At 71.9% G+C, this 14,567-nt stretch carries 7 protein-coding genes and 1 rRNA gene; 6 read left to right on the top strand and 2 right to left on the bottom strand.

Annotated elements, in window-relative coordinates; genetic code table 11:
* Together rrf and ACIF6L_RS31365 are read left to right on the top strand one after the other, a co-directional pair.
* Positions 1-83 (top strand): 5S ribosomal RNA (gene rrf / locus ACIF6L_RS31370); the annotation flags it as partial.
* 94 nt (positions 84-177) lie between these two features.
* Positions 178-1,029, top strand: a complete 852-nt coding sequence (locus tag ACIF6L_RS31365) for a phosphatase PAP2 family protein (protein WP_396492615.1) — start codon at positions 178-180, stop codon at positions 1,027-1,029.
* A gap of 81 nt (positions 1,030-1,110) precedes the next feature.
* Here ACIF6L_RS31365 and ACIF6L_RS31360 read toward each other — a convergent pair whose 3' ends face one another.
* Entirely contained in the window at positions 1,111-1,674 is a 564-nt protein-coding gene (locus tag ACIF6L_RS31360; RefSeq protein ID WP_396490800.1) for an acetate uptake transporter, read from the bottom strand.
* A 288-nt stretch (positions 1,675-1,962) separates the two neighbouring features.
* Entirely contained in the window at positions 1,963-4,515 is a 2,553-nt protein-coding gene (locus ACIF6L_RS31355; RefSeq protein ID WP_396490801.1) for a SpoIIE family protein phosphatase, read from the bottom strand.
* A 570-nt stretch (positions 4,516-5,085) separates the two neighbouring features.
* Here ACIF6L_RS31355 and ACIF6L_RS31350 point away from each other — a divergent pair.
* From ACIF6L_RS31350 to ACIF6L_RS31335, 4 genes are all read left to right on the top strand, one after another.
* Positions 5,086-9,588, top strand: a complete 4,503-nt coding sequence (locus tag ACIF6L_RS31350) for a HAMP domain-containing protein (RefSeq protein ID WP_380393232.1) — start codon at positions 5,086-5,088, stop codon at positions 9,586-9,588.
* A gap of 339 nt (positions 9,589-9,927) precedes the next feature.
* Positions 9,928-10,563 carry a response regulator gene (locus ACIF6L_RS31345; protein ID WP_329489804.1) on the top strand — a complete coding sequence of 212 codons (636 nt, stop codon included), beginning with the start codon at positions 9,928-9,930 and terminating at the stop codon, positions 10,561-10,563.
* A 123-nt stretch (positions 10,564-10,686) separates the two neighbouring features.
* Positions 10,687-13,395 carry a DNA translocase FtsK gene (locus tag ACIF6L_RS31340; protein WP_396490802.1) on the top strand — a complete coding sequence of 903 codons (2,709 nt, stop codon included), beginning with the start codon at positions 10,687-10,689 and terminating at the stop codon, positions 13,393-13,395.
* Between the two features lie 274 nt (positions 13,396-13,669).
* Positions 13,670-14,533: a helix-turn-helix domain-containing protein gene (locus ACIF6L_RS31335; RefSeq protein ID WP_396490803.1), complete on the top strand. Its 864-nt coding sequence runs from the start codon at positions 13,670-13,672 to the stop codon at positions 14,531-14,533.
* Positions 14,534-14,567: the final 34 nt, after the last annotated feature.

Raw genomic sequence — 14,567 nt, 5'->3', positions numbered from 1 at the left:
ACATTCCGAACCCGGAAGCTAAGCCTCACAGCGCCGATGGTACTGCAGGGGGGACCCTGTGGGAGAGTAGGACGCCGCCGAACAATCATTCCAAAAAGACCCCCTCCCGTTCGGGAGGGGGTCTTTTTGCGTTAACGTCTCCCCAGCACAACCCGCTCGGTGGAGAGGCGCGAACCGTTGCAGAACCTGACTCTTACCTGGCAGTCCGCCGGGGGCGCCGCGGTCGCTCTCTACGGAGGCGCGTACGCGGCCGCCCGGGTGCGGCGCGCACCGCTGTCGGCGCTGCTGCGGGAGGCCGGCACCTTGCTGGCGCTGTTCGCGCTCTGGCAGCTGGTGGGGCACCTCTCGCTGATGAGCGCCGAGCACGCGCTGGACCGGGCGAGCTGGATCCACCGGACGGAGCTGGCGATCGGCCTGCCGGACGAGGCTTCCTGGCAGGCGGCCGTGACCTCGTGTCCGGCCGTGGTGAAGGCGGCGAACTACTACTACGCGTCGATGCACTTCACCGTGATGATCGCGGTGCTGCTCTGGGTCTTCGTGCGGCACCGGGCCCGCTACCCGTGGGTGCGGAACACGGTCGTGATCACGACGGCGATCTGCCTGGCGGTGCAGTTCATCCCGGTGGCGCCGCCCCGGATGCTGCCGCAGGAGGGGTTCGTCGACGTCGCGGCCGAGTACGGGCAGTCGGTGTACGGCGGCGCGGTCGGCGGGATGGTCAAGGTCGCCCAGCTGTCGGCGATGCCGTCGGTGCACGTGGCCTGGTGCGTGCTGGCGGCGGTCGCGGTGATCAGGGTGTCGTCGAGCCCGCTGCGCTGGCTGGTGGTCCTGCACCCGGTGCTGACCGTCGCGGTGGTGGTGGTCACGGCCAACCACTTCTGGGCGGACGGCCTGGTGGCCGTGGTGATCCTGCTCTTCGCGTACGCGGTCCAGGCGGCCTGCGGCCGCCGGCGGGCCCGCCGGGCGTCGCCCGGTCCGGACGCCGCGGTGGCCGGAGCCCAGGCCGGGGAGCACGTCACCACCGGGAGCTGACCGGGGCGTGAGCAGCACGGGCCGGTGGGCCGGACCTCCCCGGAAGGGAGGTCCGGCCCACCGGCGTTCGCGTGTCGGGTGTTACTTGACCGGCAGTGCCACCCGGCCCCACGCGCTGTTGGTCATGGCCGCGGTGGCCCAGTACCAGGCGACCAGCCCGGAGGCCGCGGCGACCCAGCCGGCGAACTTGGCGAGCCCGCCGGAGGTGGCGAAGGTCGCGATGGCGGAGAGCACCAGGGAGACGGTCAGCAGGCCGTACACCGCGCGGCTGAACCAGCCGGCCTTCCAGCTCGCGGCGGTGAGGGTGAGCACGAGCAGGGCCCAGAGCAGCAGGAACAGGCCAGCTGCGTTCTTGCCGGCCCCGCCGGCGGCCGACCAGGTGGCCCAGAAGGCGCCCAGGCTGGTGAAGGCCGTGCCGGTGAAGCCCTCGCCGGCCCGGAGCTGCCAGAGGCCGGCGATGAACAGGGTGAGGCCGCCGAGGAGGTGGGCGAGACGGGCGGAGTCCCCGACCCCGGTGCCACTGAAGATGCCAGTGGAGAGGAGGCCGTAGGCGAGGAGGGTCAGGCCGAGGGCGAGGTAACCGAGGTTCCCCGCGTCGGCTCCGGTGGAGCGGGCGTTCAGTGCCCCGGTAGCTTCGTTGCTCACCGGAGGCTCCTTTCACTCTGGGCGCGCGCAGGGCGCTGTGAACCGCAGGAGGATGTTCGATGAGGTGGATGCGCGCGACCGCGCCGAGGGCGCACCACAGGAGGGTGCGACGGCTGCGGTCAGAATGATGGGCCAGCGTGAAGAACTGCTGGTCGTGTCCCCGCCGGGGGATTCCCCGGTGAGATCGGTGTACCCGGCCGGACCAGCTTGTACCCTTGTGAATCACACAATTTGTGGCGTCGTCAGCTGTGGAACGCTCATGGTTGGACCCCGGGTGAGCAGACTCGGTCAGCCCGGGCGCTGGGTGGGGACGCGCAGGGTGAGGATCGCCATGTCGTCGGACGGCGGCTCCGGCGCGAAGCGTTCGACCGCCCGCTGCACGCGCAGGGCTACCGCACCGGCCGTCAGCCCGGTACAGCCGGTGAGCACCTCGGCCAGGCCGTCGTCGCCCAGCATCCGCGACCCCTCGCGGCGTTCGGTCACGCCGTCGGTGACGCAGAGCAGGACCTCGCCGGGGGAGAGCACCAAGTGCTCAGCGGTCAGGTCGAGTTCCTCCATCACACCGAGCAGCGGCTGCGGGGTGGCGGCCCGGTCGACCTGGCCGTCGGTGCGCAGCCGCAGCGGCAGCGGGTGGCCGGCGCAGACCATGGACAGCTCGGTGCTGCCGTCCGGTCGGGGCGTGAGCTCGCCGTAGAGCAGGGTGAGGAAGCGGCTGCGTGAACCCTCGTCCAGGATGGCCGCGTTGAGCCTGCTGAGGACCTGTGGGGCGTCCAGTCCCTCGCGGGCGAGCAGCCGCAGCGAGTGCCGGGCCAGGCCGGTGACGGAGGCGGCCTCGGGACCGGTGCCGCAGACGTCGCCGATGGCGAAGCCGTAGGTGCCCTCGCGGATGGTGAAGAGGTCGTAGAAGTCGCCGCCGACCTCGTTGCCCTCGCCGGCGGCCTGGTAGTACACGTCCACCTCGACGCCCGGGATCTCCGGCAGGTCCGGGGGGAGCAGACTGCGCTGCAGCGCCTGGCTGGTGGCGGTGCGCTCGGAGTAGAGGCGGGAGTTGTCGAGCGCGAGGGCGGCCCGCCGGGAGAGGTCCTCGGCGAGTTCCAGGATCTCCTGGCGGAACCGGACGCCGGCCGGGACGCCGAGCACGAGCAGGCCGATGACCCGGTTGCGGGCGGCCAGCGGCAGGACCACCGTCTCACCGAGCAGGCCGGAGAGTTCGGGGTTCGCGGAAAGCCCGCCGGTCCGCGCGGTCTCGGCCGGCGCCGCCCAGAAGCGGGCGCCGTGAGTGGGTCCGGAGTCCGGGGCGGGCGTCTTGTCGAGCAGGGCGCGCAGCGGGTCGATGCGGTCCTCGTCCTCGTGCAGCACGAAGGCGAGGGAGGCCGGGGCGCCGTTGGTGTACACGGCGCACCAGGAGGCGAGGGTGGGGACGGCCATCTGCGCCATCAGGGCGAGCGTCTGCTCGTGCTCCAGGGTGCCGGCCAGCAGGTCGGAGGCCTCGACCAGGAAGGAGAGCGAGCCGCGGCGCAGCCGTTCGAGCTCGGTGAGCCGGGTGCTCTCGATGGCCAGGGCGACCCGGTCGGCGGCGAATTGCAGGCGCAGCGCGTCCTCGTTGTCGTAGCGGCCGGGCGCGGCGGCGGCGATGCCCAGCGAGCCGATCAGCCGGCCCTCGACCTTGAGCGGGACGGTGAGCAGCGAGCGCATGCCACTGTCGCTGAGCACCGGCAGACCGGTCGGCCGGGTGGCGAGGTCCTCGTGGACGGACGGCAGGCGGGCGGAGTCGTAGCGGTTGCCGGTGCCGACCGGGAAGCGGGTGTGGCGGCGGTGGCCGGAGGTGAGGCCGGTGGCGGCCCGGACCTCGAACTCGGTCTCGTCGTCGGTGGTGAGCAGCAGGTAGGCGGCGTCGCCGTCGAGCAGGTCGCGGGCGCGTTCGACGGTGCGCTGGAGCAGGGTGTCCAGGTCGTCGGTGGCGGTGGGACCGGCGAGCAGGTCCAGCCGGGAGCCGGTCGGGTCGGGCTTGTCGCCGGGCAGCGCCCGGGCGGGCGAGCGGAGTACCGCGCGGTCGGGTTCGAGGACGAGCAGGCAGAGCGTGGACGGGACGCCCTCGGTGTCGCGGATGCGGACCTGCAGGCCGTAGACCTCGACGGTCCGGCCGTCGGCGTGGCGCAGGCCGTAGCTGCCCTCCCAGCGGGCCAGCCGCAGCGTCGCGGCCAGCCCGAGCCCGCTGCCGGGGCCCTGGGGCCAGACGGTGAGGTCGGCCCAGGGGCGGCCGAGCACGGTGTCGGCGGGGTGCTGGAAGAGCGCCTCGGCGTCCGGGTTCCAGGCGAGCACGCGGCCGTCGTCGTCGAGCTGGACGACGGCGACGTGGACCGGTCCGGCGCTGCTGGGCAGTTCGCTGCCCGGGGTGGCGGGGACGGCGTAGCGGGTGCCGGTGATGTGGGCGGGCAGGGCGAGCCGGAACCAGACGGTCTTGCGGCCGGCGGAGTACTCGACGCCCCAGCGTTCGGCGAGGGCGGAGCACATCAACAGGCCGCGGCCGCCTTCGCCGTCGGGGTCGGCGTAGCGCTCGGAGGCGGTGACGGGGACGTCGGCGAAGGACGGCAGACCGCGCTCGGGGTGGTGGTCGGTGACCTCGATCCGGACGGTCTCCTCCTCGCGCAGGCAGCAGACCTCGGCGGCGGTGCCGGCGTGCACCACGGCGTTGGTGACGAGTTCGCTGACCAGGACCACGGCGTCGTCGACGATCTCGGGCAGGCCCCAGCCCAGCAGCGCGTCCCGGACGAACGAGCGGGCGGCCGAGGCCGACCGGCCGACCGGTTCGAAGGTGGCGGCTGCGCGCGCGGTGACCACGTTGCCACTTCTCCTCTGCTCTGGCCTGGCTGCCCGGGTGCGGTGGCGACCTCCCCGTGGGCGCCGGCGGGGTGAGCGGCGGCGCTGGGGCGGGTCGTGGCCCGGTGCAGCGCCCCACCCTACTTTCCGGTTGGTTCCCCGTGGGGGCGGGGCGCCGAAACAGGCACCTGAGGGTGATTCTGCCCACCTGTTTCGGTCGGGGCGGTACCAACCGAGCGCAACCGGCCGTATACCCGGCGCCGGTGCTGCCAGACTGGGGGGTCCGTGACGCCCGTGGGAGCAGTACGGTCGATGCGGGTTCCGGTGGTCCGCGAGGTCACCGGGACGCTGTAGCGCCGACCGGTGTGGCTTCGCGCCCCGAAAACGGGGCACGGGGGATCACCGGACAGTTCACGATCTGGGAGGGGCCCGTTGAGTTCGGCCACCAAGGACGCAACCGGTACGACGCCGCCTGCCCAGCGCGGTGTGCGGCCCGGGGCCGCGCCGCGGAGCGCGGCCGGCCGGCGAGCGAACCACAGCCGCGGAGCCGAGCCGGCGGAGCTGCGCAAGCTGCTGGCCGCGCTGACCGCGATGCGCGACGGCAACTTCCGGCGGCGGCTGACCGTGCCCGGCGACGGTCCGCTGGCCGAGATCGCCGCCGTGTTCAACGAGGTCGCCGAGCGGAACCAGCACCTGACCGGTGAGCTGGCCAGGGTCCGGCGCGCGGTGGGCCGTGAGGGCCGGCTGAACGAGCGGCTGGAGACGGGTGCGGGCGAGGGCGCCTGGATGGCGGCCGTCGACAACTGCAACGCGCTGATCGACGACCTGGCCCGGCCGATGGCCGAGGTGGGCCGGGTGCTGGCCTCGATCGCCGAGGGCGACCTGGACCAGAAGATGGAGCTGCGCTCGCTGCACAGCAACGGGGTGAGCCACCCGCTGCGCGGCGAGTACCTGAAGATCGGCCGGACGGTCAACGGGCTGGTGGACCAGCTGTCGGAGTTCACCGACGAGGTGACCCGGGTGGCCATCGAGGTCGGTACCGAGGGCAAGCTGGGCGGCCAGGCCAAGGTGCGCAGCGTCTCGGGCAGTTGGAAGGACCTCGCGGACTCGGTCAACACGATGGCCGGCCGGCTGACCGCGCAGGTGCGCAACATCGCCCAGGTGACCACGGCGGTGGCCAAGGGCGACCTCTCGCGCAAGGTCACGGTCGAGGTGGCCGGCGAGATGCTCGAGCTGAAGAACACCGTGAACACCATGGTGGACCAGCTGAACGGCTTCGCGGCGCAGGTCACCAGGGTGGCCCGGGACGTGGGCACGGAGGGCCGTCTGGGCGGCCAGGCGCAGGTCCCGGGCGTCGCGGGGGTGTGGCGGGACCTCACCGACTCGGTGAACTTCATGGCCGACAACCTGACCGGCCAGGTGCGCAACATCGCGCAGGTGACGACGGCGGTCGCGCGCGGGGACCTCTCGCAGAAGATCGAGGTGGACGCGCGGGGCGAGATCCTGGAGCTGAAGAACACCATCAACACGATGGTGGACCAGCTCTCCGGCTTCGCCGAGCAGGTGACCCGGGTGGCCCGCCAGGTCGGTACCGAGGGCCGCCTGGGCGGTCAGGCGCAGGTGCCGGGCGCCGCCGGGGTCTGGCGGGACCTCACCGACAACGTCAACTTCATGGCGAACAACCTCACCGATCAGGTGCGCAACATCGCGCAGGTGACGACGGCGGTGGCCAAGGGCGACCTGTCGCAGAAGATCCAGGTGGACGCGCGGGGCGAGATCCTGGAGCTGAAGAACACCATCAACACGATGGTGGACCAGCTGGGCGCCTTCGCCGACGAGGTGACCAGAGTCGCCCGGGACGTCGGTACCGAGGGCATCCTCGGCGGTCAGGCGAGCGTGCCGGGGGTCTCCGGCACCTGGAAGGACCTGACCAACAGCGTCAACCTGATGGCCAACAACCTGACCAGCCAGGTCCGCAACATCGCGGAGGTCACCACGGCGGTCGCGCGCGGCGACGTCTCCAAGAAGATCACCGTCGACGCCCGCGGCGAGATCCTGGAGCTGGTCACCACCGTCAACACGATGGTCGACCAGCTCTCGGCGTTCGCCGACGAGGTGACCCGGGTGGCCCGCGAGGTGGGTACCGAGGGGATCCTGGGAGGCCAGGCCCGGGTCCGCGGGGTGTCGGGCATCTGGAAGGACCTGACCGACAACGTCAACTTCATGGCGTCCAATCTGACCAGCCAGGTGCGCAACATCGCCGAGGTCGCCACCGCGGTGGCCCGCGGTGACCTCTCCAAGAAGATCGACATCGAGGCGCAGGGCGAGGTCGCCGCACTGGCCGGCACCCTGAACACGATGGTCGACCAGCTCTCCGCCTTCGCGGTGGAGGTGACCCGGGTGGCCCGCGAGGTCGGCACCGACGGCATCCTGGGCGGCCAGGCCGGGGTGCCGGGCGTGGCCGGGATCTGGAAGGACCTGACCGACAACGTCAACCTGATGGCCAACAACCTCACCGGGCAGGTCCGCAACATCGCCCTGGTGATCACGGCGGTGGCCCGCGGCGACCTCTCGCAGAAGATCGACGTCGATGCGCGCGGCGAGATCCTGCAGCTCAAGACCAGCATCAACACCATGGTCGACCAGCTCTCGGCGTTCGCCGACGAGGTGACCCGGGTGGCCCGCGAGGTGGGCACCGACGGGCGGCTCGGCGGGCAGGCCCGCGTCCCCGGTGTGGACGGCACCTGGCAGGACCTCACCGAGTCGGTGAACGAGCTGGCCAACAACCTGACCCGGCAGGTGCGCGCGATCGCCCAGGTCGCCACTGCGGTGACCAGGGGCGACCTCTCGCTGCGGATCGACGTGGACGCGTCCGGTGAGCTCGACGAGCTCAAGGACAACATCAACCAGATGATCGCCAACCTGCGCGAGACCACGCGCACCAACCAGGAACAGGACTGGCTGAAGACCAACCTGGCCCGGATCTCCGGCCTGTTGCAGGGCCGTCGGGACCTGGAGGCGGTCGCTTCGCTGATCATGACCGAGCTGACCCCGGTGGTCTCGGCCCAGCACGGCGCGTTCTTCCTGGCCCAGCCGGCCGGCCGGACCGCCGAGCTGATCACCGAGGACGACGACGAGAACGACACCGTGCTGCGGCTGATCGGCAGCTACGGCTACCAGCGGCGGGCGATGCCGACGACCTTCCGGCCCGGCGAGTCGCTGATCGGCCAGGCGGCGGTGGAGAAGCGCTCGATCATCCTCAAGGAGGCCCCGCCCGGGTACCTGAAGATCGCCTCGGGCCTCGGGGAGGCCTCGCCGGCCCACATCGTGGTGCTGCCGGTGCTGTTCGAGGGCCGCCTGCTGGGCGTGATCGAGCTGGCCACCTTCAGCTCCTTCACCACCGTCGCGCTGGACTTCCTCAACCAGATCGCCGATCTGATCGGCGTCACGGTCAACACCATCAGCGTCAACACCAAGACCGAGGGCCTGCTGCTGGAGTCCCAGCGGCTCACCGCCGAACTCTCGATGCGATCGGCCGAGTTGGAGGCGCGCCAGGAGGAACTGGAGCGGACCAACGAGGAGTTGCAGGAGAAGGCCGAGCAACTCGCCCAGCAGAACCGCGACATCGAGATCAAGAACAGCGAGATCGAAGAGGCCCGGCAGGTCCTGGAGGAGCGCGCCGAGCAACTCGCCCTGGCCTCCCGCTACAAGAGCGAGTTCCTCGCCAACATGTCGCACGAGCTGCGGACCCCGCTCAACTCGCTGCTCATCCTGGCCAAGCTGCTCTCCGACAACAACGAGGGCAACCTCTCGCCCAAGCAGGTCGAATTCGCCGACACCATCCACGGCGCCGGGTCGGACCTGCTCCAGCTGATCAACGACATCCTGGACCTCTCCAAGGTCGAGGCGGGCAAGATGGACGTCCGCCCGTCCCGGATCGCCCTGGTGCAGCTGGTCGACTACGTGGAGGCCACCTTCCAGCCGGTCGCGCTGGACAAGAACCTGGACTTCGCCGTCCGGGTCTCCTCGGCGCTGCCGGTCACCCTGCACACCGACGAGCAGCGGCTCCAGCAGGTGCTGCGGAACCTGATCTCCAACGCGGTCAAGTTCACCGACTCCGGGGCGGTGGACTTCTCGATCAGCCCGGCCGGTCCCGACGTCCCGCAGCACGTCCGCGAGCGGCTGCTGGAGGCCGGCGCGATCAAGGGCCCGGACGACCCGCTGATCGCCTTCTCGGTCTCCGACACGGGCATCGGCATCCCGGAGAACAAGCTGCGGGAGATCTTCGAGGCGTTCAAGCAGGCCGACGGCACCACCAGCCGCAAGTACGGCGGCACCGGTCTCGGGCTCTCGATCAGCCGGGAGATCGCCCGGCTGCTCGGCGGCGAGATCCACGCCGAGAGCGAGCTGGGCGCGGGCTCGACGTTCACCCTCTACCTGCCGCTGCGCACCGACGGCGGGGAGGTCGCGCCGCCGTCCGCGCCGAACGCCCCGACGATCCGCGCCGCGGTCGGCGTCACCCCGGCGGGCACGCCCGTCCCGGTCGGCGAGAACCCGGCGGACCACTGGGCCCAGGAGGTCCGCGAACTCGCGGAGGAGCGCCGCCGCGGCGCCGTGGAGCGCCGTCGTGCGGCCCTGGAGGCACCGATCGAGGGCCGGCTGCCGTCCGGCGGCCCGGCGGCCCACCAGCCGTCCCGGGTGGACACCCGCTTCGACGGTCAGCAGGTGCTGATCGTGGACGACGACGTCCGCAACGTCTTCGCGCTCACCAGCGTCCTGGAGCAGCACGGGCTGACCGTGCTGTACGCCGAGAACGGCCGTGAGGGCATCGAGATGCTGGAGCAGCACGAGAACGTCGCGCTGGTCCTGATGGACATCATGATGCCGGAGATGGACGGCTACGCGACGACCGAGGCGATCCGCCGGATGCCGCAGTTCGCCGGGCTGCCGATCATCGCGCTGACCGCCAAGGCGATGAAGGGCGACCGGGAGAAGTCCCTGGAGGCCGGTGCCACCGACCACATCACCAAGCCGGTGGAGACCGACCACCTCCTCACCGTGATGCACGAGTGGCTGTCGGCGCGGAAGTCCTGACCCGGCCCTCCGCGGCCGGGCCCGCCCCCGCCGCCCGGTACCCCACCGGGTCGTGGGGGCGCGAACCCCGGAGCCCGCTCCGGGGTTCGCGCCTTTCGGGGCGTGCTTTGCTGGCGGGGAGGGCCGGGAACCCGGTAGGGTCACCGATCGTTGCGAACAGTGACCGGATGGCGACTCGCTGGTGAGCGTGCGCCGGGGCACTGGGTGCGCGTTGCCCCGGACCAGGTTGCGACGGGGCGGTGTGCCGGGCGAGGGGGTGCGGCTAGCATGACCGGGGTAGTGGTGGGCAGTGTGCGAGTGCCTTCCCCAGGCAGGCAGGCGACAGGAGGGCGGGCCGTAATGCAGAAGGCGAAGATCCTCCTGGTCGACGACCGGCCGGAGAACCTGCTGGCGCTGGAGGCGATCCTCTCGGCGCTGGACCAGACGCTGGTACGGGCGGCCTCCGGCGAGGAGGCGCTCAAGGCGCTGCTCACCGACGATTTCGCGGTGATCCTGCTGGACGTCCAGATGCCCGGGATGGACGGCTTCGAGACGGCCGCCCACATCAAGCGGCGCGAGCGCACCCGGGACATCCCGATCATCTTCCTGACCGCGCTCAACCACGGGCCTCACCACACCTTCCGCGGCTACGCGGCGGGCGCGGTGGACTACATCTCCAAGCCCTTCGACCCGTGGGTGCTGCGCGCCAAGGTCTCGGTCTTCGTCGACCTCTACATGAAGAACTGCCAGCTCAAGGAGCAGGCGGCGCTGCTGCGCCTGCAACTGGAGGCGGGCGGCGAGCAGCCTGCCCTCGGCGGTGCGCTGCTCGGCGAGCTGTCGGCGCGGCTGGCGTCGGTGGAGGAGCAGGCCGAGGCGCTCGTCAAGCAGCTGGACGGCACCGAGGACGGCGGGGTCGCCGCCACCGCGGCGCATCTGGAGCGCAAGCTGGCGGGTCTGCGGCGGGCCCTGGACGCGTTGCGTCCCGGGGTGGAGTAGCGGCCGCCCGCGCGCACCCGTCCGGGTGAAACCGGGGCGGTGTGACGGTGTGTCTGCGACACGGCGGGGCGCCCCGGCTCGGCACGTGGGCACAGCTGGTCGGCCCCGGTAGGCTGCTGAGCCATGGCCACACGTACGCCCGGAAGCGCGGCACGCAACCCGAGTCCGGGACCGTCCAAGAAGGCCGCGGCGAAGGCTCCGGCCAAGCCGGTCGCGAAGAAGGCGGCCGCCAAGAAGGCCGCCCCGGCGAAGAAGGCGGCGGCCAAGCCCGCGCCGCCCGCCCCGCCGGCACCGAGGCCGATACTCTTCCGGGCCGTCCGGGCCGTCTGGCTCGGCCTGGCGCACAGCGTCGGCGCGGTCTTCCGCGGCTTCGGCGACGGCGCCAAGAACCTCGATCCGGCGCACCGCAAGGACGGCGTGGGCCTGCTGCTGTTCGCGCTCGCGCTGGTCACCGCCGCCGGCACCTGGTTCAGCCCGCAGGGCTGGCTCGGCGAGGCGGCCACCAACGTGGTCTCCGGGCTCTTCGGCCGGCTGGACGTGCTGGTGCCGTTCCTGCTGGCCCTGGTCGCGGTCCGGCTGATGCGTCACCCGGAGCTGCCGGAGGCCAACGGGCGGATCATGATCGGTCTGAGCGCCCTGGTGGTCGGCGTGCTCGGACTGGTCCACATCGGCTGCGGCGCGCCCATGATGGGCAGCGGTGCGACCCGGATAAGGGCGGCGGGCGGGATCGTCGGCTGGGCCGTCTCCACCCCGATGATGGCCGCCGCCGGGCCGCCGCTCGCGGTGCCGCTGCTCCTGCTGCTGGCCTTCTTCGGCCTGCTGGTGACCACCGCCACCCCGGTCAACCGGATCCCCGAACGGCTGCGCGCCGCCGGGGTGCGGCTCGGCGTGGTCGAGCCCGGCCCGCAGGACGCCTTCGCCGAGGGGCGTGCGCCGGAGCGCGAGTTCTCCACCGAGCCGCCGGAGGACGCGGACCCCTCGGCGCTGCCGTACCGCGTCGAGATCGACGGTCTCGCTCCGCCGGACGAGGTCGGTGCCCGCCGTCGCCGGCGCCGCCGCAAGCAGCTGGACGACCCGGAGCTCACCTCCGGCGTCCCCGACCTGCTCGCGAAGGACCCGTTCGGCGAGGACCCGGTGGACCCGTACGCCACCCGCGACCTCGCCGCCGGGGCCGCCGCGGACCTGGACGGCGCGCTGGTCTACGGGGTGCCCGCCTCCTCGGCGGTGGCGGACATGATGCACCAGGTGCAGGACCGCACCGCCCCGCCGGAGGAGGCCGCCGTGCCGCCCGCCCGCAGCGGCGGCCAGGCGGCCCCCGAGGAGCACGGCCCGGCCCCGGTGCGGATGGAGCAGCTCCAGCTCTCCGGCGACGTCACCTACGCGCTCCCCCCGCTCGACCTGTTGGAGCGCGGCGGCCCGGCGAAGGCCCGCAGCGCCCTCAACGACGAGGTGGTGGCCCAGCTCACCGGGACCTTCGGCGAGTTCAAGGTGGACGCCAAGGTCACCGGCTTCACCCGGGGGCCGACGGTCACCCGCTACGAGGTCGAGCTGGGCCCGGCCGTCAAGGTGGAGCGGATCACCGCGCTCGCCAAGAACATCGCGTACGCGGTGGCCAGCCCGGACGTGCGGATCATCAGCCCGATCCCGGGGAAGTCCGCGGTCGGCATCGAGATCCCCAACCGGGACCGCGAGATGGTCAACCTCGGGGACCTGCTGCGCTCGCGCACAGCCGCCGAGGACACCCACCCGATGGTGGTCGGGATGGGCAAGGACGTCGAGGGCCACACCGTGATGGCCAACCTCGCCAAGATGCCGCACATCCTGGTGGCCGGCGCGACCGGCGCCGGCAAGTCGTCCTGCATCAACTGCCTGATCACCTCGATCCTGGCGCGGGCCACCCCGGACGAGGTCCGGATGGTGCTGGTCGACCCCAAGCGGGTCGAGCTGACCGCGTACGAGGGCATCCCGCACCTGATCACGCCGATCATCACCAACCCCAAGAAGGCCGCCGAGGCCCTCCAGTGGGTGGTGCGCGAGATGGACCTGCGCTACGACGACCTGGCCGCGTTCGGCTTCCGGCACGTCGACGACTTCAACGCGGCGGTGAAGGCCGGCAAGGTGACCGCCCCGCTGGGCAGCGAGCGCGAGCTGACCCCGTACCCGTACCTGCTGGTGATCGTCGACGAGCTGGCCGACCTGATGATGGTCGCCCCGCGCGACGTCGAGGACTCGGTGGTCCGGATCACCCAGCTGGCCCGCGCGGCCGGCATCCACCTGGTGCTGGCCACCCAGCGGCCCTCGGTGGACGTGGTCACCGGTCTGATCAAGGCCAACGTGCCGTCCCGGCTGGCCTTCGCCACCTCGGCGATGGCCGACTCCCGGGTCATCCTCGACCAGCCCGGCGCGGAGAAGCTGATCGGCAAGGGCGACGCGCTCTTCCTCCCGATGGGCGCGAGCAAGCCCGTCCGGATGCAGGGCGCGTTCGTCACCGAGGCCGAGATCGCCGCCGTCGTCCAGCACTGCAAGGATCAGCTGACGGCGGTCTACCGGGACGACGTGACGGTCGGCGGCGGGCCGAAGAAGGAGATCGACGAGGAGATCGGCGACGATCTGGACCTGCTGATCCAGGCCGCCGAGCTGGTCGTCTCCACCCAGTTCGGCTCCACCTCGATGCTCCAGCGCAAGCTGCGGGTCGGTTTCGCCAAGGCGGGCCGGCTGATGGACCTGATGGAGTCGCGCGGGATCGTCGGCCCGAGCGAGGGCTCCAAGGCCCGCGACGTCCTGGTGAAACCGGACGAGCTGGACGGCGTGCTCATCGCCATCCGGGGCTGACCGGCCGCCCCGGACGGTGCGTGCCCTTGCGGGTGTTCACTCGTTCGGAGGAGGGTAGGCGCGGTGCGCGGAACCGATCGAACGTGCACCGCGTCACAGGGCGCAAGAGCGGCCTCCGGGTTCGTCGGCCCCCGTCCTGACCGTCGGTCAGTGGACGATCGGAACCGTGCCCGGATGGGCGTGCGCATTCGGTCCTGCTCCGCTTGAGAAACGATCCTCCTCCGCCCCTAGACTGTTCTCCAGCAGGTGGCCATCCGCTCGAAAGGCGTGCACCGTGACCATCGGCAAGTCCCCCGATCGCGAGAACGCTCCGTCCTCCGCCGAGCTGTCCGGCGAGCCGGACCACGCGGCCGATGCCCCGAGCATCGGCCGGGTGCTGTCCGTCGCCCGGATCGACGCCCGACTCACGGTCGATCAGGTGAGTACCGCCACCCGGGTCCGGGTGCCGATCGTGCATGCCATCGAGGAGGACGACTTCGCCCGATGCGGTGGCGATTTCTACGCCCGGGGCCACATCCGGGCGATCGCCCGGGCGGTCGGCGTGGACGGCGAGGCACTGGTCGCCCGGTACGACGCCGCGCACGGCGGGGCCCCCGCCGGCAAGCGGCCCACCCAGCTGATCGACAGCGGGCCGATCAAGGTGCCCGGCCGGGGCCGCCCGAACTGGACGGCCGCGATGGTGGCCGCGATCTTCGCGGTAGTCGCCCTGATCGGCTTCAACCTGGTGAGCGGCAAGACCGGCGGCTCGACCACCGGCTCGGCCAGCGCGCCGCTGCCCAGCGGGTCCGGCACCGGCTCGGTCGCGCCCGTCGCCTCACCGAGCGTCCAGCCGCCGGCCCCGGCGCCCAGCGCCGCGGCGATCGCGGCCGCCCCGGCCGACAAGGTCACGGTGAAGCTGGTCGCCGAGAAGGACACCAGCTGGGTCTCGGCGCTGGACGGCAGCGGCAAGTCCCTGTTCCAGAACAACATCGAGGAAGGTCAGGACCAGACCTTCACCGACCCGAAGCAGATCAAGCTGGTGATCGGCAACGCGGGTGCCGTGCATGTGTACGTCAACGGCAAGGATCTCGGTCCGGCCGGGAAGAACGGCCAGGTGGTGCACGTCACGTACACCCCCGGCGACCCGCAGGCGGGCTGATGGCAGGGGCCGTGCGCCCCGGTGAAGATCTGGT

It is taken from the genome of Kitasatospora sp. NPDC086009, from assembly GCF_044540385.1.
Taxonomy (GTDB): Bacteria; Actinomycetota; Actinomycetes; order Streptomycetales; family Streptomycetaceae; genus Kitasatospora.
Note: the sequence above shows the minus strand (reverse complement) of the source record. Positions and strands in the feature narration are given on the sequence as shown.

Coding starts and splice junctions, on each gene's coding strand:
- ACIF6L_RS31350 (WP_380393232.1), top strand. CDS start 5,086: ATGCGCGACGGCAACTTCCGGCGGCGGCTGACCGTGCCCGGCGACGGT.
- ACIF6L_RS31345 (WP_329489804.1), top strand. CDS start 9,928: ATGCAGAAGGCGAAGATCCTCCTGGTCGACGACCGGCCGGAGAACCTG.
- ACIF6L_RS31340 (WP_396490802.1), top strand. CDS start 10,687: ATGGCCACACGTACGCCCGGAAGCGCGGCACGCAACCCGAGTCCGGGA.